Here is a 25,163-nt window from a genome sequence, read left to right as displayed (position 1 = left end):
AACAAGAAATGGAGTACGATTTATGAACAAATTCGAAGACGCTATTGAGGTCAAAGGTGCCAGAGTGCATAACCTAAAAAATATTGATGTTTCCATCCCACGTGAACAGCTGGTTGTGATTACCGGGTTATCGGGAAGCGGAAAATCATCTCTAGCCTTTGATACAATTTATGCTGAAGGGCAACGTCGCTACATCGAAACTTTTTCTGCCTATGCGCGTCAGTTTTTAGGCGGATTAGAACGACCAGATGTTGATAAAATTGATGGGCTTTCTCCTGTAATTGCAATTGAACAAAAAACAACCAGCAAATCTCCAAGGTCTACTGTAGGTACTATTACCGAAATTTATGATTTCTTACGTTTACTCTACGCTCGCGCCAGTGATGCTTATAGCTACAACACCGGAGAAAAAATGGTAAGTTACAATGACGAACAAATCAAAGAACTTATCAAAAACAGCTATAACGGCAAAAAAATAAATATCCTCTCTCCTGTTATTCGTTCACGTAAAGGACATTATCGCGAACTTTTTGAGCAAATTGCAAAACAAGGTTTTGTAAAAGTTAGAACCGATGGTGACATTCGTGATTTGGTTAAAGGCATGAAACTTGACCGTTACAAAACTCACGATATTGAAATTGTTATTGACCGACTTAAAATTGAAGATACTGCCGACCATGATAAGCGTCTCTCAGAAACTATAAATACAGCCATGTATCATGGTGATGATGTGCTAATGGTCTTGGATCACGACACGAATGAAACACGTTATTTTAGCCGAAATTTAATGTGCCCTTCTTCTGGTATTTCCTACCCAAATCCTGAGCCCAATAACTTTTCATTCAATTCTCCTAAAGGTGCTTGCCCTACTTGTAATGGAATTGGAACGCTGTATCAGGTGAATGAGAAAAAAATTATCCCAGACGATTCATTATCTATAAAAGCTGGTGCTTTAGCGCCTCATGGTGAACAAAAAAACAGTTGGATTTTCAAACAGTTTGAAACCATTGCGCAACGTTTTGATTTCAGCCTTAATGATCCGTATAAATCCATCCCTGAAGATGCCAAACACATGATTTTGTATGGTGGCAACGATAAGTTTTCAGTAGAAAGCAAAACCTTAGGTGTGACGCGCGATTATAAAATTGATTTTGAAGGCGTGGCCAATTTTATTGACAGCCAATATAAGAATGCCGAAACGACATCGCTTAAACGTTGGGCTAAAGCCTACATGGATAAGGTGAAATGCCCAACATGTGAAGGCTCAAGGTTACGAAAAGAATCATTAAACTTTAAAGTTAACGATTTAAACATCGCTGAATTGGCCAATAAAGATATTGTAGATTTAGCCGATTGGTTCAATACCATCAAAAATAAGCTAAGTGACAAGCAACTTAAAATCGCTGAAGAAATTATCAAAGAGATTAAAACGAGACTTCAGTTTTTATTAGATGTTGGTTTAGATTATTTATCACTTAACCGAAGTTCTAAATCTTTATCTGGTGGTGAAGCACAACGTATCAGACTGGCGACTCAAATTGGATCACAATTGGTTGGTGTACTTTATATTCTAGACGAACCCAGCATTGGATTGCATCAGCGCGACAATGAAAAATTAATCAATTCGCTTATTTCACTTCGAGATATTGGAAATTCGGTTATTGTAGTTGAACATGATAAAGATATGATAGAACGTGCCGATTATGTGATTGATATTGGTCCGAAAGCCGGAAAATACGGAGGCGAAATTATAAGTGTTGGCAAACCTGAAGCATTATTAAAACACGATACTTTAACAGCAGACTATCTAAACGGAAAGAAAAAAATTCCGGTACCTGAGACACGTCGAAAAGGAAATGGTAAAACCATAACACTCAAAGGCTGTACAGGAAACAACTTAAAAAATGTAGCTGTAGAATTTCCGCTGGGAAAAATGATAGGTGTTACTGGTGTTTCGGGAAGTGGTAAATCAACACTTATCAACGAAACACTCTATCCAATCATGAATGCCTACTATTTTAATGGCGTTAAAAAACCGATGCCTTACAAAAGTATTAAAGGTTTAGAGCATTGTGATAAAGTGATTGATATTAACCAGTCGCCAATTGGAAGAACTCCACGAAGTAATCCTGCAACTTACACTGGTACTTTTAGTGAAATCCGAAGTCTGTTTGCAAAAATTCCTGAAGCGATGATTCGAGGTTATAAGCCTGGTCGCTTTAGTTTTAACGTTAAAGGCGGACGCTGTGAAACTTGTCAAGGTGGCGGATTGCGCGTTATTGAAATGAATTTTCTTCCAGACGTATATGTCGAATGTGAAACCTGCCAAGGTAAACGATTTAACAGAGAAACCTTAGAAATTCGTTACAAAGGAAAATCGATAAGCGATGTTTTAGATATGACAATATCTGAAGCTGTAGACTTTTTTGAGCACATTCCGAAGATTCATAAAAAATTAAAAACCATTAAAGATGTTGGTTTAGGCTACATTACTCTTGGTCAACAAAGCACGACTCTTTCAGGCGGAGAAGCGCAACGTATTAAACTGGCTACAGAATTAAGTAAACGCGATACAGGAAACACCTTTTACATTTTAGATGAACCTACTACTGGTTTACATTTTGAAGATATTAGAGTGCTTATGCTTGTCTTAAATAAGTTAGTTGACAAAGGTAATACAGTGCTTATCATAGAACATAACCTTGATGTAATTAAAATGTGTGATTACATCATCGATATTGGATACGAAGGCGGACAAGGCGGAGGAAAAGTTGTGGCCAAAGGAACACCTGAAGACGTTATTAAGGACAAGAAAAGCCATACAGCGCGATTCTTAAAGAAAGAGCTATCATAACAATCTACTTTTTCCGACAAAAGCTCAAATTTGTCCTTTATCAATTAATTTGTTTGTTCTATCAATCAAAAAATTTTTTTATGATTTAATACTTGACTATATTAGAGTATAACTTTAAAATCAAACTATTATGAAAAGTATTCTTTGGCTGGTAGCTGTAATATGTATTATTGCTTGGTTACTAGGATTATTAAACATTATACCAGGATTAGGAACAAGTAGTTTAATTCATATTTTATTAGTAATTGCCATTATCGTAATCCTCTATAACATTATATCAGGTCGTAAACCATTATAGACGACAATAACACTTAAATCATAAAAAGCAATCCAATTAGGATTGCTTTTTTGTTTATAAGTCTGCCAACTAATAGAATATAATTCATCATTTTTAGTTCTATTTCACTTATTTTTGTGACTTTGACAAGTTTTAAAATACAATATTATATATGAGAAAAGAACAAAACCATAAAGGCTGGAATGAAATAAAAACTAACGACTCTTGGGCAATTTTCAAGATTATGGGTGAATTTGTAAATGGCTATGAAAAACTGAGTAAAATTGGTCCATGCGTTTCCATTTTTGGTTCTGCTAGAACAAAGCCTGATCACAAATATTATAAATTAGCTGAAGAAGTCGCTACTAAAATTGTCGATCATGGTTATGGTGTCATCACTGGTGGAGGTCCTGGAATTATGGAAGCTGGTAACAAAGGAGCACATATTGCAGGAGGAACTTCGGTAGGACTTAATATTGAATTGCCTTTTGAGCAACATGATAATCCGTATATTGACAATGATAAGAGCTTAGATTTTGATTATTTCTTCGTTAGAAAAGTCATGTTTGTAAAATACTCACAAGGATTTGTTGTCATGCCTGGAGGCTTTGGTACTTTAGATGAATTATTTGAAGCTATCACATTGATTCAAACTAATAAAATTGAAAAATTTCCAATCATACTTGTTGGTACAGAGTTTTGGGAAGGCTTAATGGATTGGGTAAAAAGTACACTTCTTGACAGATTTTCAAATATTAGTGCTAAGGATTTAGATTTAATACATGTTGTTGATACAGCTGAAGAAGTTATCACCATACTTGATAAATTCTATAAGGAATACGGCTTAAGCCCTAATTTCTAAGTCGCATAACGCGCACATATTAACATAATTTCAAGATTACCGCTATGATTAAGAAATTAACGCTAACCGCTTTTGCGTGCGTTTTTATGTTTCAGTCGCTAACAGCGCAAGAAAACTTAAAACTCATGTTTTACAACTTACTTAATTTTCCGTTAGAGAATGCTGTTCCTAATCGTCTGGAGAAATTACAACTTGTTCTGGATGATTACAGACCCGATTTATTTATGGTTTGTGAATTAAACAATGAAAATGGCGCCAACTCCATTTTAAGTGTATTACAGTTTTTAAATTCGGATTATCAAAGTGCTGCATTTCAATTAAACACATCTGATGATACGGCAGGTAATCAAAATGATTTACAACAGCTTCTTTTTTATGATAGCTCTAAGTTTATTTTAGAAAGCCAGGCTATTGTCACTACAATTTTTAGAGACTTTAACCATTATACACTTAAACTCAATGCTGTAAATCAAGAGACCAATCCCGTGATTTTAGACGTTATTGTTTGTCATTTAAAAGCGTCACAAGGAGAAGACAATCAAGCATTCCGTTTGGAAATGGTTGAAGACTTAACATCCTATTTAAATACGTTTGATGTTGATAGCAATATTATCTTAGCAGGTGATTTTAATGTCTATACGAGTAATGAACCTGCTTTTCAAAAGCTAATTGACACTGAAAATGTTATCAAATTTGAAGATCCTGCAAACCGCATTGGAAGCTGGCATACCAACCCTGACTATATCGACGTATTTACACAATCTACCAGAACAGCATCGGGTTTTGGCGGAAGTACTGGCGGATTTGACGATCGTTTCGACTTTATTATGACCTCGACTCATATGATTGATAATCCTGAATTATTTTTTATTCCAGATAGCTATAAAGTCTATGGTAACAACTTAAACTCCAATTGTTTTAATAATGCCATTAATTCGAATAATTGTGCTGGTACCGATTATACCTTTGAAATTAGAGATGCTCTTCACGATTTTAGCGATCATCTTCCTGTAATTTTAGAACTACAAACCAATCAATCGCTTAGTATTACTGAAATTAACAACGAACAATCCGTTGCTATTTTAGGACCAACAATCGTCAATGACCAGCTTCAAATTCAAACCAAAGCAAACCTCATTAATAACCTAACATTACATATATTTAATAACATTGGGCAATTGGTTAAAACTGTTGACGTTAATAATTCGTTAATATCTTTAGATGCCTCGCAATTTGCAAACGGCATCTATTATATTACAAGTTCAAAATTTCAGTTTAAACCATTAAAATTCATAGTTGCGCATTGAAACTGAGTCGTGTTTTAAGTATTCATCTCTTTTTTTGGAGCTTAGTGCTGTCTGGTCAAAACAAAATTGACCTCAGTGCTACAGTGGATGTGTATACCAAAACCATAACAATTAGTCAGCGTATTACCTACCAAAATACAAGTAATGATACCTTAACTACAATATATCTCAACGATTGGAATAATGCCTATTCTACAAAAAGTACTCCTTTAGCCAAACGCTTTACCGAAGAGTTTAATGATAAGTTTCATTTTGCCAAGAGTGAACAACGTGGTTTTACCATCATTACCAAATTAGAAGATGATAACACTAACGCACTACCATTTACAACCTTAAAGGAACATCCTGATGTAATCAAAGTCGATTTAAAAACACCACTATTACCACAGCATTTTTACGACCTTTCATTACATTACAATGTGGTGCTTCCAGACGATAGCTTTACAGGTTATGGTATTAGTCCGGAAAAAGATTTCAATCTGAAATACTGGTATATCACACCTGCTGTTTACGACGGAGAATGGCAGTATTATAGCAATAAGAATCTTGATGATTTATACATACCGAAAGCCGACTTGACCTTTCAAATTGAATTTCCGTTGAATTATCAGTTGGTATCCGAACTCAACACCTTAGATATTAAACAAACTAAGGCCATGCAAACCTTTTACTTACATGGAAAAGACCGCGTGAACACCCATTTGATACTTACTAAATTATCGGATTTTAAATTTGTACAAACCGATGATTTTACCATATATTCAAACTTATCAACCGATGGTGTTGCTCCTGAAGAAAAAGCCCTCATTACCGATAAAATTACGCGGTTCCTTACAACCCATTTAGGAAGTTATCCGCACGAACGTCTTTTAATTACCAAAAATGATTACAAGAAAGATCCATTGTATGGTTTAAATCAATTACCAAACTTTATTCGTCCTTTTCCTGACAATTTTCAATACGAATTAAAGCTCCTCAAAACAGCTTTAAATAATTACCTAGAAAACACCCTACTCACTAATCCGCGAAAAGATTATTGGTTAAGAGATGGTATTCAGATTTATTTTTTAATGAAGTATGTCGACCAATATTATCCGGACACAAAGCTACTAGGAACGCTGGCCAATGTTTGGGGAATTCGGTCTTTTCATGCTGCAGACCTAAATTATAATGATCAGTTTAATCTGTTTTTTATGCAAATGGCACGAACCAATCGGGATCAACCTCTTAATATGTCTAAAGATTCTTTGCTTAAATTTAATGCAAATATTGCTGGAAAATACAAGGCTGGAATCGGATTGGGTTACTTAGATGATTTTATAAATGATGATGTCGTAGAGCAGACCATTTATGACTATCTCAATACAAATCAGCTTAAAATAACAAACTCAAAAACATTCGAAACGCTAATCCGTTCTAAGACCTCTAAAGATATTGACTGGTTTTTCAAAGATTATATTGCGTCACGAAAAAAGATTGATTTCAAAATTAAATCCGTAGAAACAACTGAAGATTCCATCAGACTTACCATTAAAAACAAACGCGATAACAATATGCCAGTATCACTGTTTAGTCTCAACAATGATTCTATTGTATCAAAATCATGGATAGAAAACATTGGCGAACTTAAGACTTTAACGATTCCGAAAGACAGTATAGATCGTTTGGCTTTAAACTATGATAATGCGATTCCAGAATTCAATCTACGCGATAATTACAAATCCTTAAAAGGTTTCTTTTTCAACAATAAACCTTTTCAGTTCCGACTGATAAAAGATGTGGAAGACCCTTATTACAACCAAGTGTTTTTAATGCCCCAAGTGGAGTTTAAAAATATTTATGACGGTTTAACCTTAGGTGCAAAATTTTATAATAAAACAGTCTTAAGAAAACGCTTAAACTATAAGTTTTCTCCTGTATATGCTACCAAATCAAAATCATTAACCGGAAGCAGTAATATCTTTTACACACATCTTATTGAGGATCGTGATTTATATAATATCACCTACGGAATGATTGCCAAATACAATTCATTTGCCGAAGATTCTTTTGTAACAATCCTCACACCTAGCTTGTCGTTTGCATTTAGAAATAACGACGACTTTAGATCTGATAAAAATCGCTTTTTAAATTTAAGATACTTGAGCATATCACGTGAGGTTGGTGAAAATGCCATTATCGATGAACTTGCCGAACCTGATTACAGCGTACTCAATCTGAGATACATTAGTTCTAATCCAGGCTTGGTCAATTTTAGCCGATGGTTTTATGATCTTCAGTTTGCGAAAAAATTCGGAAAGTTTGCCGTCAATTATGAATACCGTAAATTATCAGAACGAAACAGACAATTCAATCTGCGCTTCTTTGCGGGAGCATTTTTATATAACAATACCAATCCGTCTTCCGATTATTTCAGCTTTGCTTTAGACAGACCAACCGATTACCTTTTTGATTACAACTACTTAGGACGTTCGGAATCCTCTGGTATTTTTAGTCAGCAAATCATTATTGCTGAAGGTGGTTTTAAATCAAAATTAGAAACCCCGTTTGCTAATCAATGGATGACCACCGCAAATGTGAGTACTACCATTTGGAAATATATTGAAGCTTATGGCGATATGGGTTTGGTGAAAAACAAAGGACATAATCCTGCTTTCGTGTACGATTCGGGTATAAAATTAGATTTAGTAACCGATTATTTCGAACTCTACTTCCCTATTTATTCTAACCTGGGCTGGGAAATAGGTCAACCGCACTACGATCAAAAAATACGTATTAAATTTACGGTAGATCCACAAGCCTTACTGGGCCTTTTTAGAAGAAAATGGTATTAACAGATTCTTAACCAAAAAGCATATAATTCAATATTTTTAATAAATTCATCAAAAAACACTCCTTTTTTTGATAAATTCACAACATTATAACAAGCATCGACGTTGTAACATTGGTAAAAAAAAGCTAAATTTGCAGAAGATAATTCACAGCTATGCCAACAGAAACAAAAACGACTCCGAAACTGACTTTCGAGGATTTCAAAAATGAAGTCCTAAACGATTACAAAATTGCTGTTACCAGTAGAGAATGTAGTCTTTTAGGTCGTCGTGAAGTGCTTACAGGGAAGGCTAAATTCGGAATTTTCGGTGATGGTAAAGAAGTGCCTCAGCTTGCTTGGGCCAAAGTATTTATGAATGGAGATTTTCGTTCGGGATACTATCGCGACCAAACTTTTATGATGGCTATTGGCGAATTAACCATTCAACAGTTTTTTGCTGGATTGTATGCACACACTTCAATTGAGGCTGACCCCATGAGTGCTGGCCGCCAAATGGGAGGTCATTTTGGAACGCACAGTCTTGATGAGAATGGCCAATGGAAAAACTTAACGCAGCAAAAAAATTCTAGTGCCGATATTTCACCTACTGCAGGTCAAATGCCGCGCCTTTTAGGATTGGCACAGGCATCAAAAATTTACCGAAATGTCAAAGGTATCGACACCACCAAATTTTCGGTTGAAGGTAATGAAGTAGCTTGGGGAACCATTGGTAACGCCAGTACAAGTGAAGGGTTATTTTTCGAAACCATCAACGCTGCAGGTGTTTTACAAGTGCCGATGGTGATTAGTATTTGGGATGATGAATACGGCATTTCAGTTCATGCCAAACACCAAACAACAAAAGAAAATATTTCAGAAATCTTAAAAGGATTTCAACGCGATGACGACGCAAACGGTTACGAAATTTTAAAGGTTAATGGCTGGGATTATTCAGCCTTGGTAGAAACCTACCAATACGCTTCAAAAATTGCCAGAGAGCAACATATTCCCGTAATGATTCACGTGGTTGAATTAACACAACCTCAAGGACATTCGACATCGGGTTCTCATGAGCGTTACAAAAGTAGAGAACGTCTGGATTGGGAAACTCAATATGACTGTATTTCGCAAATGCGTCTTTGGATGATTAGCAATAATTTTGCTACGGAAGAAGAATTAGATTCGATAGACAGAGACCTCAAAAAGAAAGTTAGAGAAGGTAAAAAAGCTGCTTGGAATGCCTATTTAAAACCTATTTTGGAAGAGCAATCTCAAGCTTTAGATTTAATGACTGCAGTTGCTAATACAAGCGCAAATAAAGTGTTCATTAATAAAATCATTACAGATTTAGCGGATATAAAAGAGCCTGGAAGAAAGGAAGTACTTTCTGCAGCTAGAAAAACTTTACGCTATTTGGTTGGAGACGATTCTACTGAAAAAACAACGCTTCAAAACTGGATTACAAGCTATATTGCCGACATTCAACCTAAATACAGTTCGCATTTACACAGCACTTCAGAATTGGCTGTTACTCATAGCTCTGAAATTAAACCAACCTATGATGATCATGCTGAAATGGTCGATGCACGATTGATTCTTAGAAATAACTTTGATGCCATTTTCAACAACTATCCGGAAGCGCTCATCTTTGGTGAAGATTCTGGTAATATTGGTGATGTGAATCAAGGTCTGGAAGGCTTACAAGAAAAATATGGTGAATTAAGAGTAGCAGATGCAGGAATACGTGAAGCTACTATTCTTGGTCAAGGTATCGGCATGGCTATGCGTGGGTTACGTCCTATTGCTGAAATTCAATATCTGGATTATATTTTATATGCCTTACAAATTATGAGTGACGATTTGGCAACACTCCAATATCGTACTAAAGGCAAACAGAAAGCTCCTTTAATTGTGAGAACTCGTGGACATAGATTGGAAGGAATCTGGCATTCGGGATCTCAGTTAGGCGGTATTATCAATCTCATTCGAGGAATTCATGTCTTAGTTCCTAGAAATATGACCAAAGCAGCCGGATTTTACAATACACTTTTAGAATGTGATGAACCTGCACTCATTATAGAATGTTTAAATGGTTACCGTTTAAAAGAGAAAATGCCAAACAATATAGGTGCGTTTAAAACCCCTATAGGTGTGGTAGAGACGGTAAAAGAAGGCTCAGATATCACATTGGTTTCTTATGGTTCTACCTTGAGAATCATAGAGCAAACGGCAAAAGAATTGCTTGAAGTTGGTATTGATGCCGAAGTCATTGATGTACAATCCTTGCTTCCGTTTGATCTAAATCATGATATTGTAAAAAGCGTGGCGAAAACCAATCGTTTAATGGTGATTGACGAAGATGTTCCTGGCGGAGCTTCAGCCTATATTTTAAATGAAATTTTGAACACCCAGAATGCATTTCAGTACTTAGACAGTCAACCCAAAACACTTACCGCTAAACCACATCGTCCTGCCTATGGAACCGATGGTGACTACTTCTCAAAACCTTCCGCTGAGGATATCTTTGAAGCGGTTTATGAAGTTATGCATGAAATGAATCCTAATGATTATCCCAAATTGAGATAATTACATTTAAACAGTTAATAAATCATTTTAAAATCCGTCACACTTGTGATGGATTTTTTATATTTATACGAAACTGATGAGGCCATGCTTTCAAAACACGACAAAGTTCAATTAAGAAGTACCATTTTTAGACATCTTGATGGCATTGCCACTGCAACTTCTGCATTTGCTTTATACAATAAAGGCGTTCTAGAGTATCTGTTACAGCATAAAAACGTTCAACTCAATACTTTGACAGCTAAATTTAATGCTAATGAAGGCTATCTCAATGTGGCTCTTCGGATTTTAGCATCGCAAGGCTGGCTTGAGCAACATCTAAACAATGAAAAAGATACTGTGGCTTATGAAATTAACGGCAATAGTAAAATCGCTTTTAAACACGCTGCTTTATATGAACAGCCTGTAAAACTACTTAATTATGCTGTGCAATTTCCTAACGAACGTATTGGTCCGGATGCCTTTAGCGCCCTTGAAAAGATTTTTAAAACTTTTGAAACGCAATTTGGCTTAAATACGAGTGATGTTAACTCAATAGATTATCAAATTCTCAAACATATTGAAGGCTGCATTGCGGGTCCTATCATTGTTCTTTTGGGGGTTAACGGACTCTTTCACAAATACTTTATGGAAGCTTCTTTTACTGCGGAAGAATACCATAAAGACCCTGAGAGTTTTAAAAAAATTCTTGATTTTTTAGCGCATTTAGGCTGGTTCAGAAAAAAGAAAAACACCTACCAATTTACTGATGAAGGTTTATTCTTCGCAAAACGCGCTAGTGCTTATGGTGTAACGGTGTCCTATTTGCCAACATTCGTAAATTTAGAGGACTTAATCTTTGGAAATCCAACCATTCTAAACACATCATCTCCAGAAGAAACCGAAAAGCATGTCCATCGTGAAATGAACGTCTGGGGAAGTGGTGGTGCCCACTCCACTTATTTTAAAGTCATTGACCAGGTCATTATTAAGTTATTTAACAAACCTATAGACGAACAGCCTAAAGGTATTTTAGATATGGGCTGTGGCAATGGTGCCTTTATACAACATATATTTGATGTGATTGAACATCAAACACATCGCGGAAAACTATTAGACGAACACCCCTTACTTCTGGTTGGTGCCGATTTTAATCAAGCTGCTTTAAAAGTAACGCGAGCTAATTTGATCAAAGCCGATATTTGGGCTAAAGTGATTTGGGGCGATATTGGTAGACCCGATTTATTAGCCAAAGATCTTAAAGAAGACTATAATATAGAACTTAAAGATCTACTTAATGTTCGTACATTTCTAGATCATAATCGCATCTGGGAAAATCCGCAAAATACCACCAAAAGAACTAGCATTTCTACAGGAGCTTACGCCTCTCAAGGACATCGTCTTAGCAATAATCTGGTAGAAGACTCGTTGCTAGAACATCTTAAAAAATGGAAACCCTATGTAGAACGGTTTGGGTTACTCATGATCGAATTGCATACTGTAAATCCAAGTCTTGTAGCTAAAAACATTGGAAAAACAGCGGCAACAGCTTATGATGCGACTCACGGATATAGCGATCAATATATTTTGGAAGTTGATGTATTTAATGCCATTGCCAAGGAAGCTGGTTTACTCCCAGATCCAAATTATTTTTCTAAATTTCCAGATAACGAATTAGCAACCGTAAGCGTTAATCTTTTAAAAGGAAACTAACTAAATACCTAATATATTATGATGAAAAAAAACTTTAATGATTTAGCCTTACTACTTTTGAGAGTGGGCTTTGGCGGATTTATGTTAACACACGGAATCCCTAAAATGAATATGCTCTCTGATCCATCCCAGTTTGGAGATCCGATTGGTGTTGGACCAACAATTTCATTAATCTTAGCCCTAATTGGAGAAGTTGTTGCACCTATTTTATTAATCATCGGATTTAAAACCAAATGGGCAGCCATACCTGCTGCTATTACTATGATGGTCGCCGCTTTTATCATACATGCAAAAGATGATTTAGGCACCAAAGAACATGCCTTGCTTTTTCTAATTGCATTTGTAGTACTGTTCTTAACAGGAGCTGGAAAGTTTTCGGTTGATGGTATGAAACGGTAAAAAACATAGTCTCTATAATTGACGAGGATCTATTTAGGGCAATTTCATTGCATAAAACGCATTCATTAGACGTATTGCCTAATTACCTTGAATAGTATAGAATTAGATTACAACTTTAAAAGTATCCACACAAAAGGTTGCTCACTCGCAGCCTTTTTTAGTATCTTGACCTTACTTAAACCACAACGCAATTCTACCATATGAAAGCTGTTTCTGTTGTTACCATTAGAAAGGAACTCAAACACAAATCCAATGAAGAATTGGCCGAACTTTGCCTTAGGCTTTCTCGTTTTAAAAAAGAAAACAAAGAACTTCTTACCTATTTACTTTTTGAGTCTGATAGCGAAGAAGGTTATATCGAAACCGTAAAAGCCGAAATTGATGAACAGTTTGAAGCCATCAATACCAGCAGCTATTTTTACATTAAGAAAAGTATTCGTAAAATCTTACGTCATACAAAAAAATACATTCGGTATTCACTCAATAAAGAAACCGAAGTCGAGCTTCTACTCTATTATTGCAAGACACTTAAAACCATGTCGCCTTCTATCAAACGCAATACAACGCTAATGAATATTTATGAGCGAAACATGGATGCCGTCAGAAAAAAAATAATGAATTTGCACGAAGATTTACAATATGATTATACAATTATAGTCGAAGAAATTGAGCAATTATAAGCGATAATTGTAGCTAGCCCTATATAAAATAAGCTAATAATTTAAGTCAATCAATATTTCTTAATTAAAAATTCTAACAAGTAACTCTTTTAATAAATCACCTTGAGGCACTGCATTTGAGTTAACGCCTTTGCCTCTAACATCAAATTCGCGCAAGGTGGATACAACCTGACTTACTTTTCGCATCGGAAAATTTCGAGCTGCAGCAACATATTCATTTACGAAATACGGATTTATTTTTAATGCCGAAGCTACATTTCTAGGGCTTTTATCGTTCAAACCATGAAAATGCAACAACTGAGAAAAGAAATTAAACAGTAGTGAAACCGTTACAACCATTGGATTGTCTTTCGGGTTATCGGCAAAATAATTAACAATCTTAAACGCCTTGACCATATTGCGTTCGCCAATGGCTTTTCGCAATTCAAAATTATTGTAATCCTTGCTAATACCTATATTTTCTTCAATAGCGTCTGCTGTAATCTGAGTGCCTTCAGGCAATACAATTTTAAGTTTTTCAAGTTCGTTATTGATTTTGCTTAAATCTGTACCCAAAAATTCAACCAGCATTTGAGCTGCTTTTGGAGAAATGTCGTAGTTCTGTCCAGACAAAACACGACGAATCCAATCGGCCACCTGATTTTCGTAAAGTTTTTTACTTTCAAAAACCACGCCTGCCTTTTTAAGGGTTTTGTAGAGCGATTTACGCTTGTCAATCTTTTTGTACTTATAATTAAGTACTAAAACGGTTGTAGGTTGCGGATTTTCGGCATAACTCGCTAATTTTTCAATAGTACGCGATAAATCCTGAGCTTCTTTAACTATCACAACCTGGCGTTCGGCCATCATAGGATAACGCTTTGCATTACTTACGATATCATCTACCGAAATATCTCGGCCGTATAATACCATTTGATTGAACCCCTTTTCTTCTTCGGCAAGGACATTTTTTTCAATATAATTAGAAATCGCATCAATATAATATGGCTCTTCTCCCATTAAAAAATAAATAGGCTTGATGTTTCCCTTTTTTATATCTGCAACTATTTGCTTTACGTCGTCCAAATCTTGAAAATTCCTAATTAAACCATCCGCATTCCAAAAAAACTGGTTGTGCTTTGGTTTTCGGTTATAGTAGAGTAACTTTGGAAAAAATCTGAATTCACTTTAATGCAAGAACTCAATTTTCCGAAGTTTTCATTCCGTTTCAAAAGTAACGAAAATAAAGTTTCTATTTTTGATGAGATTCGTAAAAAATTCATCATTTTACAACCTGAAGAATGGGTACGTCAACATTGTGTTCAGTATTTAATTCAGTATAAAAACTATCCGAAATCATTAATAAATGTCGAGAAAGAGCTCAAGGTAAACGGTTTATCTAAGCGTTATGATATCGTTATTTTTAATCCCGACGGAAGTATTCACCTTATCGTTGAATGTAAATCTGATAAAATCAAAATTGACCAGACAACTTTTGACCAGATCGCACGCTATAACCTTACTTTAAATGCCCGTTTTTTAATGGTTACTAACGGAATTAATCATTATTATTGTAGGATGGATTTTGAAAATGAACGCTACGAATTCTTAAAAGACATTCCCAACTACCAATGAAAATAGCTGTCGTCATATTAAACTGGAACGGTCAACAATTGCTCGAACAATTTTTGCCTTCAGTGATACAGCATTCTGAAAGTGCCGATATATATGTCGCCGATAATGCCTCTACAGATGATTCTGTAGCTTTTGTTTCACAACATTTTCCGCAGGTGACAATCATACAAAATGCGACAAATGGTGGTTATGCCAAGGGTTATAATGATGCGCTTAAGCATGTAGATGCCGATATATTTTGCTTATTAAATAGTGATATTGAAGTTACAAAACAGTGGCTTACTCCTATCCGTAACGAATTTGAAGCTCATAAAAACACAGCGATTATTCAGCCTAAAATATTAGATTATAAAAACAAGTCTTATTTTGAATATGCAGGTGCTGGCGGAGGTTTCATTGACAAGTACGCTTATCCATTTTGCAGAGGTCGGGTATTTGACAGTATCGAAAAAGATCAGGGGCAATACAATGATATTTGCTCAATTTTCTGGGCTTCGGGCGCTTGTCTCTTCATTCGTAAATCTGCATTTGAAGCCTTAAATGGTTTTGACGAAACTTATTTTGCCCATTTTGAAGAAATTGATTTATGCTGGAGAGCTTTTAATACGGATTTATCAGTGAAATATGTGGGCTTATCGACAGTCTATCATGTTGGAGGCGCAACACTCAACGCCATCCATCCCAAAAAAACCTATCTCAATTTTAGGAACAGTCTGTTTACCATCACAAAAAATGCAAAAGGCCCGCTTTTTGGCATCATCCTTACACGACTCATACTAGACGGCATTGCTGGCTTAAAGTTTCTATCACAATTAAAAACTTCGCATTTTGCTGCTATTATAAAAGCACATTTCAGTTTTTATAAGAATTTACCTCGGCTTTTGAAGCAACGAAGAGAACTTCCGCAGAAAAAAAACTATTACAAAACGACCTCAATAGTCTGGTCTTACTTTATAAGAAAACGTTATAGATACTAATTGTTCATAAAAGTGTTAAAAGTTTAGTTAAAGACTATTATAAGGACTATTCTTTTCTATAATTTTGGTATGTTAAATAACAACTAATATTTAAATTTTATTATGAAAAAATTAATGCTATTAAGTGTTGCTGGGATGTTTGTTTTGACTTCATGTGTGTCTAAGAAAGAATATATGGCACTAGAAGAAAAACAAAAGGAAACTCAAGACTTATTGAATTCTGCTACTGTAAAATTAAACAAATGTTTATCTGATGAAGCGGCTTCTGCTGCACGTTTAGAAGAATTAAAAAATCGTTTGGCAGATATGAAATCTGCAAATGAAGCTTTAATTGAGTCGGCTAAAGACATGACCGTTTTAACAACTCAAGGTGCTAAAAATGTTGAAAAATCTTTAGAAAGCTTAAAAGAAAAAGACCTTAAGATTTCACGTTTACAAGATGCCCTCTCTAAAAAAGACAGTGTTACTTTAGCCTTAGTGACAAGCTTAAAAAAGGCAGTTGGTATAGACGATCCAGATATCGAAGTTAATGTAGAAAAAGGTGTTGTCTTTATTTCTATTGCTGATAAATTATTATTTAAGAGCGGAAGTTATAACGTTACAAACCAAGCTAAAGATGTATTAGCTAAAGTTGCAAAAGTGATTCAAAGTAAACCAGATTTTGAAGCGATGATTGAAGGTCATACTGACAGTCGTTCGTATAAAAGTGGTGTGCTTTTAGACAACTGGGATTTAAGTGTTAAACGATCAACATCTATCATTCGTGTATTGCAGGAATTGGGAGTAAATCCTAGTCAGTTAATTGCTGCAGGACGTAGTAGCTATGTGCCTTTAGCAGATAATGACACTGCTGAAAACAGAGCAAAAAACAGACGTACACGCGTCGTTGTATTACCTAAAATTGATCAGTTCTATGAAATGATTGAAGAGGAAATGAAAAACTTATCTGCAGAAAACTAGTAGATAATTTTATAATTAATAAAAGAGAAGCTCAATCGAAAGATTGGGCTTTTTTTTTATGTGTCAGACCAAATCGCCAATTCATTTCCTGACGGATCTTTAAAATGAAAGCGCCTGCCTCCCGGAAAAGAAAACACAGGCACAGAAATTATACCTCCAGCTTCACGTACCAATGCTTCAATGGCTTCCAGATTATCGTGGTACAAAACAATTAATGCGCCATTTAGAATGCGGTCTTCTGTCAGCTCAAAACCTCCTTCAACACCACTTTCAGAAAAGGCTGTATAAGTCGGACCATAATCTGTAAATATCCATCCAAAAGCTTTATTATAAAATCGCTTTATAGCATCAAGATCATGAGCTTTAAATTCGATATAATTAATAGGTGTGTTGGTCTTAGCCATACGTTTAAATTTAAAAAATTTCTAAATCCCCTTTGCCTTCTCTGATAATTACAGGTGTGTCTTCAGATAAATCAATCACTGTAGAGGCTTCATTATCGCCATAACCACCATCAATAACCAGATCGACCAAGTTATCCCATTTTTCGACAATGAGTTCAGGGTCTGTTGTATATTCAATGACATAATCTTCATCGCGAATCGATGTGGAGACTAATGGATTTCCAAGTTGCCGTACAATTTCTAATACAATGGCATTATTAGGAATCCTGATACCAACCGTTTTACGTTTTTTAAAAGGATGTGGCAGACTTTTAGAACCAGGCAAAATGAAAGTATAAGGTCCTGGAAGAGCGCGCTTCAATATCTTAAACGTCGCTGTATCAATTTGTTTGACGTAATCACTTAAATTGCTTAAATCTTCACAAATAAATGAAAAATTTGACTTTTCAAGCTTCACACCTTTAATTCTGGCAATCTTTTCAAGCGCCTTTAAATTAGTGATATCACAGCCCAACCCATAAACCGTATCGGTAGGATAAATAACCAAACCTCCCTTTTTCAAAACATTTACAACCTTTGCAATCTCCTTAGGATTAGGATTTTCCTCATAAATTTTAATCAATTCAGCCATAATATTGTATCTTACAATTGCGTTTACAAAGTAATTAAATATTTCATCATGATAACTATTAAAAAAACTTTACTCCTACTTTTTATTGGGATTGGCTTGGTATCGTGTTCTGATGATACTACTGGCAATGACGATCCACAAGATGGAATGCCACTAGAATATCGTGAAGAGCTTAATGTGTCCTACGGAAGTGACAGCGACCAAGTTTTTGATATTTATTTACCTGCAAACAGAACCTTAAACACCAAGGTTATGATTTTGGTTCATGGTGGCGGATGGACTTCAGGAGATAAATCTGATATGAATCCTGTTAAAGATTTAATCCAACAAGACCTTCCCAACTTGGCTATTGTAAATATCAATTACAGGCTGGCCGATGAAAACAATCAACCCTATCCAATGCAAATTGATGATATCACAACCATCATAGACTTTTTAAATACGCATCAAAATGAATATGTCATTTCCAATTCTATCGGATTTATAGGAACCAGTGCTGGTGCGCATTTATCCATGTTATGGAGCTACGCATTTGATACGAATAGCAATGTTGATATGGTTTGCAGTATTGTAGGACCGACTAATTTTACAGATCCAGCCTATTTAGAAAACGAGGACCCTTTATTACAAGAAATTCTTGATGTATATGGCATTGATACCACAACCGCTTTTTTGGAGGAAATTAGTCCGTACCACCAAGTCACAGCTTCTGCGCCTCCAACCATTTTGTTTTATGGCGGCCAAGATCCGTTAATCCCGACAAGTCAAGGTGTCGATATGGAAACAAAACTCACAAGTCTTGGTATTACCCATCAGTTTACACTGTATCCTAATGCTGGTCATGGATGGATTGGACTAGAATTGTTAGACACCTGGACAAAATTAAAGGCCTTTACCGAATTACATTTAGAGTAAAAAGAGTGTAACATTTTGAGCATTTTATAGTCTATATAACATGCGAACTCTCTTTACATACTTCATTTTTATATGTATGCTATCTGCTCATGGATTTTCCGCAAAAAATCCAAAGTTAATTTCGTTTCCTAAAGCTGAAATTTTAAGTGAGCATACCACGAGAATTCCATTTAAACTTATTGATAATCTTATCGTTATAGAAGCAGAGCTTTTAGATAAAAAAGGAAATTTCATTATTGATACAGGTTCAGAAACGCTTATTCTTAACAAAGCGCACTTTGAAATACATCAACCTTATTATCAAAAATCTAAACAAAAATTTGGTATTAATGACAGGATTGATAATCCGTTAGAAAAACGCTTACGAGAGTTTATGATCAGTAATTTAACGATTACTAATCAGCAGTCGGATGTTATCGATTTGTCACATATTGAGAAAAGTAAAAAAATCCATCTCCTCGGCATTATTGGCTTTGACATTTTAAAAGATTATGAAGTATTTATCGATATGTACTTAAATCAAATCACCTTGTCCCGCGTTGATTCTAAAGGAGAAAAATTAGATTCAAGAGTATATTTAGAGACCATTATAGACACTATTGCCTTCAAATTAAAAAAACACACTATTGTTGTTGAAACCTACATCAATAAGCAGAAACTAAAATTTGGTTTAGATACAGGAGCTGAATACAATCAACTTAATAAAAGGATTAGCAAAGATGTTTTAAAATATTTTTATCCGTCAAAGCGCTTAATGTTGGTTGGCGCCAGCGGAAAAAAAATTGAAGTTTTGGCAGGAAAATTGTATCGTGTAAAACTATCAGACAAAATTTATTTCGCTCCTATGGAAACCATGTTAACCAATCTCAATCAAATGAATGAAGCCTTCGGGACCTTATTAGATGGAGTCTTAGGTTATGAATTTTTCAGACAACAGCGTACAATCATTAATTATAAAAAAGAAAAGCTTTACTTTGTAGAGTTCCCTTTAAATAAACAGTGAAACCAATAATTAAACATATCATCATTTTTTGTGTGGCTTTGACAAGCTGGTTGGGCTTTTCTCAAAACGAAAAAGGCTATCGCTTTGAAGGTAATTTTGTGGTGTTTACTTTTAATAAGTTTGATTATGAGAAGTTTTCTGAAGACAATTCAGCCGAAAAAATCAAATTTGAAGATTTAAACATAAACAATGTTGTTGTTGCCGGAGAGTTTAATAACTGGTCTAAATACGACTGGAAAATGCGGAAGGTGAATGCAACAACCTACGAACTCAGAAAACACATTAATGATTTTAAAGATGAATTTACTTGGGAGTTTAAGTTTATAATCAATAATCAATATTGGGCAGAACCTTCAGCATACGACTCCAACATAAAATTGGCGGCTAGCAAAGGTAGCAACCTCAATGTTTACAACTTAAAAATGGATACCAAAGCAGCTATTCCAGACGACAAAGGAAATGTGCGTTTTAGATTAAGAGGTTATGACGATGCCAAAACTATTATTGTTGCTGGCTCGTTTAACCGCTGGGATGAACAAGAGTTTAAAATGAAGAAAGTTGAGAATGGCTGGGAACTCAAATTAAATATAAGACCTGGAGAGTACGAGTATAAGTTTATTGTTGACGGACACTGGATTGAAGATCCTTCTAACCCTTCAAAAGTATTGAATGAGTTTGGACAATTTAACTCGTTAATTAATGTTGGAAAATATGTCACCTTTCTGCTTAAAGGCTACAGTGACGCAAATCGTGTGATTTTGGCCGGCTCTTTTAACGACTGGAATGAAGATGATATCGATATGGAAAAAACGGATAATGACTATTGGAAATTACGCATTCCTCTTCCTGCAGGTAAACATTATTATAAATTTATCGTCGATGGTAAATGGTTGCTCGATCCTGAGAATCCTGTAAAAGAATATGATGGCAAAGGCAATATCAATTCGGTGTTTATGGTAAAATAATTAACCTAAAACATCCAATTTAGCAAATCTGAGTAACAACTTTTTTACGCCTCCAACTTCAAAATTAATTTCTGCTTTTACATCGGGACCTTTACCTTCTATTTTCATCACTTCGCCTTTTCCAAATCGTGTATGCTCAACAATGTTTCCAACCGTTAGTTTACCATCAAATAAATTAGCGTTATCTGATGGACCACTTTTGGATACAGGCTTCAAGTTTTTAGGCGCTACAAATTTTGGAGGTTTGGTTGTTTCAGATTTTCGTTTGATTGGCTTTTTAAATCGGATGCGACTAGGCTCCACATCTCCAAAAATATCAGCACTCAACATCGGATTCTGTCGTGGCTCATGCACTGGTGTTATCACATCTAAAAACTGATCATCAATCTCTTCAATAAATCGGCTAGGTTCGGCATCTATTAATTTTCCCCAACGGTAACGAGACAAGGTATAAGTCAAATAGGCTTGTTTTTCGGCTCTTGTTAAAGCCACGTAAAACAAACGTCGCTCCTCCTCCAGTTCGCTTCGGGTGTTCATACTCATAGCGCTAGGAAATAAATCTTCTTCCATACCAACTATAAACACATGCGGAAATTCTAATCCTTTTGCCAAGTGAATCGTCATCAAAGCCACATGATCAGGATTCCCTTTATCTGCATCTAAATCGGTAGCCAAAGCTACATCTTCTAGAAATTCTGCTAAAGAATCTCCAGCATCAGCAAGTTCTAATTGCCCTTCTACGAAATCTTTAATACCATTTAATAATTCTTCAACATTTTCAATACGCACAACGCCTTCAGGTGTTCCGTCTTTATTAAATTCCCGCATTAAGCCACTAGACTTTACGACATGTTCTGTTAAATCGAACGCATTTGCCGACTGGTTCAAAATGCGATAACTTTCAATAAGCGTTACAAAATCCCGAAGTTTATTTTTAGTGCCATTATTAATATTAAGCTCGACTTTATCAATGTTTTGCAGCACTTCATAAATTGTTTTTCCGTAGCCATTAGCAGCCACAACCAATCGATCAACGGTTGTCTGACCAATTCCACGAGCGGGATAATTAATGATACGCTTAAGCGCTTCTTCGTCTGCCGGATTTAAAATCAAACGTAAATATGCTGTAACATCCTTAATTTCTTTACGCTGATAAAATGACAAGCCACCATAAATACGATACGGAATATCGCGTTTCCGCAGCGCATCTTCAATAGATCGGGATTGCGCATTAGTACGATACAATACCGCAAAATCACTGTTATGTAATTGCTCATTCATTTTTGCTTCCCAAATCGTACTCGCCACATAACGCCCTTCATCTCCATCGGTCATTAAACGGTTGACTTTCACTTTAGGACCTTCAACATTGGCTGTCCAAACGACCTTATCCAGTTTTGTTTTATTATGCTCAATCACCGAATTTGCTGCACCAACAATATTCTTGGTTGAGCGATAATTTTGTTCGAGACGATACACCTTAACATCATCATAATCCTTTTGGAAATTCAAGATGTTATTAATATTAGCACCACGAAACGCATAAATACTTTGCGCATCATCACCGACTACACAAATATTTTGAAAACGGTCTGATAAAGCTCTAACAATTAAATATTGTGAGTGGTTAGTATCCTGATACTCATCAACCAAGATGTATCTAAATTTATTTTGGTATTGAGCCAGCACATTAGGAAATCGCGTTAACAACTCATTGGTTCGCAATAATAAATCATCAAAATCCATGGCGCCAGCCTTAAAACAGCGGTCTACATAATTCTTATAGATTTCACCCATTTTAGGACGTCTTGCTGCAGTATCGGCTTCTATAAGTTCTGGATTTCTAAAATAGGCTTTCACAGTAATCAAGCTGTTTTTATACGACGAAATTCTGCTGTAAACCTGCTTGGTCTTATAAATATCTTTATCCAGTCCCATTTCTTTGATAATGGATCCTAATAACTTCTGAGAATCCTGTGTATCATAAATGGTAAAATTGCTAGGAAATCCTAAATGATGGCCTTCAAAGCGCAAAATCTTAGCAAACACCGAGTGAAACGTCCCCATCCACAAATTTTTCGCTTCTCCATCGCCAACTATATCAGCGATTCTGCCTTTCATCTCTTTAGCCGCTTTATTGGTAAATGTCAGTGCTAAAATATTAAACGAATCTACGCCTTGACTCATTAAATAAGCAATACGGTAAGTTAGTACACGGGTTTTCCCAGAACCAGCACCAGCAATGATAATCATTGGGCCTTCCTTTTGTAATGTTGGTGCTAATTGTGCTTCGTTTAACTGACTTAAATACTTCTCCAAACTCAATTTTATTTAAAACGTGAAATTAACCAAACCTCCCGTTTTTACTAAACGATTTTATAAATAATTATAAACAATTTAAGACGACGAATCCCTTAACTAAATTTTGAATATCTTTAAGCTCAATCTTTAATTTTTCACAAATGCGTGTGCTTCTTTTTTTGTGTTTTTTCTTCGGAAATTATAGTGTTTTCGCTCAAAATAATCTTGAAAACCATTTTATAGCTATTGAATCAAAAGTCATTGAGTGGCGTCATCATTTTCATCAAAACCTTGAACTCTCAAATAGAGACTTTAAAATAGATGACAACGGATTGCTACTTGGTGTTAAAACCATGACGGATTTAGCGCTGGATTATTTAAATCAGTAAAACATAGTAGCCTCATACCACATGTACCAATCAATTGTAGACCTGCTTGATATTTCTCCTGAAGATTTATTAAACATTGATGACGCACAGATTATCAGGTTTGAAAAGATTCTAAAATCAAAAATAGTAATTGATCATTCGAGTTTTAATACCGAAGACACGCATCATATCATTTCTGTTTTAAGGGATCCTAAGCTGCGGAAGTATTTCTACATGATTGAAAAACACCCAAAACTAAAAGCTTTTTTAACTTCAAAAGCACCTCTTGAATCTAAAACACTTACTATAAACAGTACACTTATCAGTAAGCTAGAGATTGATGTTAATCAATTCCGAAGTTTTATCGAACCTTACCTAAAACCCTTGCTTTTACCGCAGTTAAAACAAGCAATAAACACTAATGCATTTGCTTTTGTTTTAGATAACATTAAGACTGACGACCTGTATTCTGAAAGTCTAAAATTTGAATGTCAACAATTAATACTGAATAAAATAAGGACAACAATTCATTTGTTAGAAACACATCCGAATTTAAAAACGACTAAATACATTAAAGAAAATAGCTTTGGTGCACTTGTAAAGCATTCGGCATCTGGATACGGTTTAGAGCTTACCAAGACTTACATAGAAACTCTGGTAAAACAATTAAAACAGGTGCATTCGAGATCTAAAAATGCTAATCATTATTACCAAGGACTATTAGCTACAAGTCACGCCAATATTGAAAATAACGGTATTAATCGCTTTGTTGAAGCACATATCAATAATCATGTTAGCCGTACAATTCTCGACAAAAAAACACCAGATGAATGGGGAATTCAGGTGTTGTTAACCATTGCCGTTTTAGGCCTTACAATGGTCATAGCGATGGTTCTAAAATCCTATAATGAAAATCAAGTCATAAAAAAATACTCAGCTAAGGATGTTACTAATTTTTATCAATCTTTCAATGATACTTACGGAAAACACCTCACTAAAGACGCTAATGGTGTTTTAAAAAATATTGAAGGTCAACTTATTTTAAAAGCCTACAAATATCCGTATGATATCAACAACGATCTTTACAATCCTTTGTTTTTTCCGTTTTATGAAACATTTCCAAAAGCAAACACCTCTACACCACACACACTAACTATTGAAAATCTTGACAGTGATAAATCGCTTATTGTATTCAGAAAAAACAAATACAATCATTGTGAACTCTTACCGCCAAGAAGTCGGTTAACAACCTTTGTAGCACCAAAGGATTCCCTGATTTTTTACCGAGGAAAATTCTTGAATATAGATGACTATGGCGGTTTATCAATATTTAATGGTATTTTCAAACACTCGAGTAAAGCAGATAGACTGCGATTTTTCCAGGTTTATATTGTAGATAGTAAACACAAGAGCAAACACGCTCGCATCCAAATGAAACAATTTGGAACGCTAAGCTTTCAGAATTTAAATACAAAACAAGTCACGACCAGCTATGTTGGCGAAAATATTATTGATCTGGCTATATTGGAGTCGTATTTAGATTAAAAAAATAAATATCT

The 25,163-nt window shown here is 35.2% G+C and carries 21 protein-coding genes; 17 read left to right on the top strand and 4 right to left on the bottom strand.

Going from position 1 to position 25,163, the window contains the following annotated elements; all coding sequences use genetic code 11:
* The first annotated feature begins 22 nt into the window (after positions 1-22).
* The 9 genes from uvrA to N4270_RS06895 all read left to right on the top strand — a co-directional run bounded on the left by uvrA (position 23) and on the right by N4270_RS06895 (position 13,466).
* The gene (uvrA, locus tag N4270_RS06935) at positions 23-2,854 is read left to right on the top strand and encodes an excinuclease ABC subunit UvrA (RefSeq protein WP_260096287.1); all 2,832 of its coding nucleotides are present in this window, start codon (positions 23-25) and stop codon (positions 2,852-2,854) included.
* A 130-nt stretch (positions 2,855-2,984) separates the two neighbouring features.
* Positions 2,985-3,152, top strand: a complete 168-nt coding sequence (locus N4270_RS06930) for a lmo0937 family membrane protein (protein ID WP_260096285.1) — start codon at positions 2,985-2,987, stop codon at positions 3,150-3,152.
* A 151-nt stretch (positions 3,153-3,303) separates the two neighbouring features.
* Positions 3,304-3,993 (top strand): TIGR00730 family Rossman fold protein, encoded by a 690-nt coding sequence (locus tag N4270_RS06925; RefSeq protein ID WP_260096283.1) that lies wholly within the window; start codon positions 3,304-3,306, stop codon positions 3,991-3,993.
* Between the two features lie 125 nt (positions 3,994-4,118).
* A complete protein-coding gene (locus N4270_RS06920) occupies positions 4,119-5,300 on the top strand; it encodes a T9SS type A sorting domain-containing protein (protein ID WP_260096281.1) in 1,182 nt (393 codons plus the stop codon).
* Positions 5,297-8,134 carry a metalloprotease gene (locus N4270_RS06915; protein ID WP_260096280.1) on the top strand — a complete coding sequence of 946 codons (2,838 nt, stop codon included), beginning with the start codon at positions 5,297-5,299 and terminating at the stop codon, positions 8,132-8,134. Before N4270_RS06920 ends, N4270_RS06915 begins: the two co-directional genes overlap by 4 nt.
* Before the next feature lie 152 nt (positions 8,135-8,286).
* Positions 8,287-10,698, top strand: a complete 2,412-nt coding sequence (locus tag N4270_RS06910) for a thiamine pyrophosphate-dependent enzyme (protein WP_260096278.1) — start codon at positions 8,287-8,289, stop codon at positions 10,696-10,698.
* A 48-nt stretch (positions 10,699-10,746) separates the two neighbouring features.
* Positions 10,747-12,387: a class I SAM-dependent methyltransferase gene (locus N4270_RS06905; protein WP_260096277.1), complete on the top strand. Its 1,641-nt coding sequence runs from the start codon at positions 10,747-10,749 to the stop codon at positions 12,385-12,387.
* 18 nt (positions 12,388-12,405) lie between these two features.
* On the top strand, positions 12,406-12,786 hold the full coding sequence (locus N4270_RS06900; RefSeq protein ID WP_260096275.1) for a DoxX family protein: 381 nt from the start codon (positions 12,406-12,408) through the stop codon (positions 12,784-12,786).
* Between the two features lie 200 nt (positions 12,787-12,986).
* A complete protein-coding gene (locus tag N4270_RS06895; protein WP_260096273.1) occupies positions 12,987-13,466 on the top strand; it encodes a hypothetical protein in 480 nt (159 codons plus the stop codon).
* A gap of 60 nt (positions 13,467-13,526) precedes the next feature.
* Here the strand turns inward: N4270_RS06895 and holA are convergent, their stop codons facing one another.
* Positions 13,527-14,531, bottom strand: a complete 1,005-nt coding sequence (gene holA, locus N4270_RS06890) for a DNA polymerase III subunit delta (RefSeq protein ID WP_260096271.1) — start codon at positions 14,529-14,531, stop codon at positions 13,527-13,529.
* Positions 14,532-14,636: 105 nt separating this feature from the next.
* On the opposite strand from holA, the gene N4270_RS06885 reads away from it, so the two are divergent.
* The 3 genes from N4270_RS06885 (at position 14,637) to N4270_RS06875 (ending at position 17,017) form a co-directional block, all read left to right on the top strand.
* A complete protein-coding gene (locus N4270_RS06885; protein WP_260096270.1) occupies positions 14,637-15,080 on the top strand; it encodes a type I restriction enzyme HsdR N-terminal domain-containing protein in 444 nt (147 codons plus the stop codon).
* Positions 15,077-16,057 carry a glycosyltransferase family 2 protein gene (locus N4270_RS06880; RefSeq protein ID WP_260096269.1) on the top strand — a complete coding sequence of 327 codons (981 nt, stop codon included), beginning with the start codon at positions 15,077-15,079 and terminating at the stop codon, positions 16,055-16,057. Before N4270_RS06885 ends, N4270_RS06880 begins: the two co-directional genes overlap by 4 nt.
* A gap of 102 nt (positions 16,058-16,159) precedes the next feature.
* Positions 16,160-17,017 carry an OmpA family protein gene (locus N4270_RS06875; protein ID WP_260096268.1) on the top strand — a complete coding sequence of 286 codons (858 nt, stop codon included), beginning with the start codon at positions 16,160-16,162 and terminating at the stop codon, positions 17,015-17,017.
* Between the two features lie 56 nt (positions 17,018-17,073).
* On the opposite strand, the gene N4270_RS06870 is transcribed toward N4270_RS06875, so the two are convergent.
* Both N4270_RS06870 and N4270_RS06865 read right to left on the bottom strand, forming a co-directional pair.
* On the bottom strand, positions 17,074-17,421 hold the full coding sequence (locus N4270_RS06870; RefSeq protein WP_260096266.1) for a VOC family protein: 348 nt from the start codon (positions 17,419-17,421) through the stop codon (positions 17,074-17,076).
* 10 nt (positions 17,422-17,431) lie between these two features.
* On the bottom strand, positions 17,432-18,052 hold the full coding sequence (locus N4270_RS06865) for an L-threonylcarbamoyladenylate synthase (protein WP_260096265.1): 621 nt from the start codon (positions 18,050-18,052) through the stop codon (positions 17,432-17,434).
* A gap of 48 nt (positions 18,053-18,100) precedes the next feature.
* Here N4270_RS06865 and N4270_RS06860 point away from each other — a divergent pair, with 48 nt between their 5' ends.
* The 3 genes from N4270_RS06860 to N4270_RS17190 are packed head-to-tail and all read left to right on the top strand — an operon-like array spanning position 18,101 to position 20,935.
* Positions 18,101-18,967, top strand: a complete 867-nt coding sequence (locus N4270_RS06860) for an alpha/beta hydrolase (RefSeq protein WP_260096263.1) — start codon at positions 18,101-18,103, stop codon at positions 18,965-18,967.
* A gap of 40 nt (positions 18,968-19,007) precedes the next feature.
* Complete coding sequence (locus tag N4270_RS06855) at positions 19,008-19,970, top strand: hypothetical protein (RefSeq protein WP_260096261.1); 963 nt, start codon at positions 19,008-19,010, stop codon at positions 19,968-19,970.
* A complete protein-coding gene (locus tag N4270_RS17190; protein WP_260096259.1) occupies positions 19,967-20,935 on the top strand; it encodes a hypothetical protein in 969 nt (322 codons plus the stop codon). Before N4270_RS06855 ends, N4270_RS17190 begins: the two co-directional genes overlap by 4 nt.
* Here the strand turns inward: N4270_RS17190 and N4270_RS06845 are convergent, their stop codons facing one another.
* Positions 20,936-23,254 carry an ATP-dependent helicase gene (locus N4270_RS06845; protein WP_260096257.1) on the bottom strand — a complete coding sequence of 773 codons (2,319 nt, stop codon included), beginning with the start codon at positions 23,252-23,254 and terminating at the stop codon, positions 20,936-20,938.
* 143 nt (positions 23,255-23,397) lie between these two features.
* On the opposite strand from N4270_RS06845, the gene N4270_RS06840 reads away from it, so the two are divergent.
* Positions 23,398-23,625, top strand: a complete 228-nt coding sequence (locus N4270_RS06840) for a hypothetical protein (RefSeq protein ID WP_260096256.1) — start codon at positions 23,398-23,400, stop codon at positions 23,623-23,625.
* 21 nt (positions 23,626-23,646) lie between these two features.
* A complete protein-coding gene (locus N4270_RS06835) occupies positions 23,647-25,149 on the top strand; it encodes a hypothetical protein (protein ID WP_260096255.1) in 1,503 nt (500 codons plus the stop codon).
* Positions 25,150-25,163 lie beyond the last annotated feature (14 nt).

Source organism: Psychroserpens sp. SPM9 (genome assembly GCF_025153525.1).
Lineage (GTDB): Bacteria > Bacteroidota > Bacteroidia > Flavobacteriales > Flavobacteriaceae > Psychroserpens.
The sequence above is the reverse complement of the archived record's forward strand: the minus strand, read 5'-3'. Positions and strand labels throughout refer to the sequence as shown.

What these genes read in the sequence shown, in the direction of transcription:
- N4270_RS06920 (WP_260096281.1), top strand. Translation starts at nt 4,119, where the DNA reads ATGTTTTACAACTTACTTAATTTTCCGTTAGAGAATGCTGTTCCTAAT.
- N4270_RS06925 (WP_260096283.1), top strand. Translation starts at nt 3,304, where the DNA reads ATGAGAAAAGAACAAAACCATAAAGGCTGGAATGAAATAAAAACTAAC.
- N4270_RS06855 (WP_260096261.1), top strand. Translation starts at nt 19,008, where the DNA reads ATGCGAACTCTCTTTACATACTTCATTTTTATATGTATGCTATCTGCT.
- N4270_RS06900 (WP_260096275.1), top strand. Translation starts at nt 12,406, where the DNA reads ATGATGAAAAAAAACTTTAATGATTTAGCCTTACTACTTTTGAGAGTG.
- N4270_RS06860 (WP_260096263.1), top strand. Translation starts at nt 18,101, where the DNA reads ATGATAACTATTAAAAAAACTTTACTCCTACTTTTTATTGGGATTGGC.
- N4270_RS06875 (WP_260096268.1), top strand. Translation starts at nt 16,160, where the DNA reads ATGAAAAAATTAATGCTATTAAGTGTTGCTGGGATGTTTGTTTTGACT.
- N4270_RS06910 (WP_260096278.1), top strand. Translation starts at nt 8,287, where the DNA reads ATGCCAACAGAAACAAAAACGACTCCGAAACTGACTTTCGAGGATTTC.
- N4270_RS06905 (WP_260096277.1), top strand. Translation starts at nt 10,747, where the DNA reads ATGGATTTTTTATATTTATACGAAACTGATGAGGCCATGCTTTCAAAA.
- N4270_RS06840 (WP_260096256.1), top strand. Translation starts at nt 23,398, where the DNA reads ATGCGTGTGCTTCTTTTTTTGTGTTTTTTCTTCGGAAATTATAGTGTT.
- N4270_RS06835 (WP_260096255.1), top strand. Translation starts at nt 23,647, where the DNA reads ATGTACCAATCAATTGTAGACCTGCTTGATATTTCTCCTGAAGATTTA.
- N4270_RS06885 (WP_260096270.1), top strand. Translation starts at nt 14,637, where the DNA reads ATGCAAGAACTCAATTTTCCGAAGTTTTCATTCCGTTTCAAAAGTAAC.
- N4270_RS06895 (WP_260096273.1), top strand. Translation starts at nt 12,987, where the DNA reads ATGAAAGCTGTTTCTGTTGTTACCATTAGAAAGGAACTCAAACACAAA.
- uvrA (WP_260096287.1), top strand. Translation starts at nt 23, where the DNA reads ATGAACAAATTCGAAGACGCTATTGAGGTCAAAGGTGCCAGAGTGCAT.
- N4270_RS06870 (WP_260096266.1), bottom strand. Translation starts at nt 17,421, where the DNA reads ATGGCTAAGACCAACACACCTATTAATTATATCGAATTTAAAGCTCAT.
- N4270_RS06880 (WP_260096269.1), top strand. Translation starts at nt 15,077, where the DNA reads ATGAAAATAGCTGTCGTCATATTAAACTGGAACGGTCAACAATTGCTC.
- N4270_RS06930 (WP_260096285.1), top strand. Translation starts at nt 2,985, where the DNA reads ATGAAAAGTATTCTTTGGCTGGTAGCTGTAATATGTATTATTGCTTGG.
- N4270_RS06865 (WP_260096265.1), bottom strand. Translation starts at nt 18,052, where the DNA reads ATGGCTGAATTGATTAAAATTTATGAGGAAAATCCTAATCCTAAGGAG.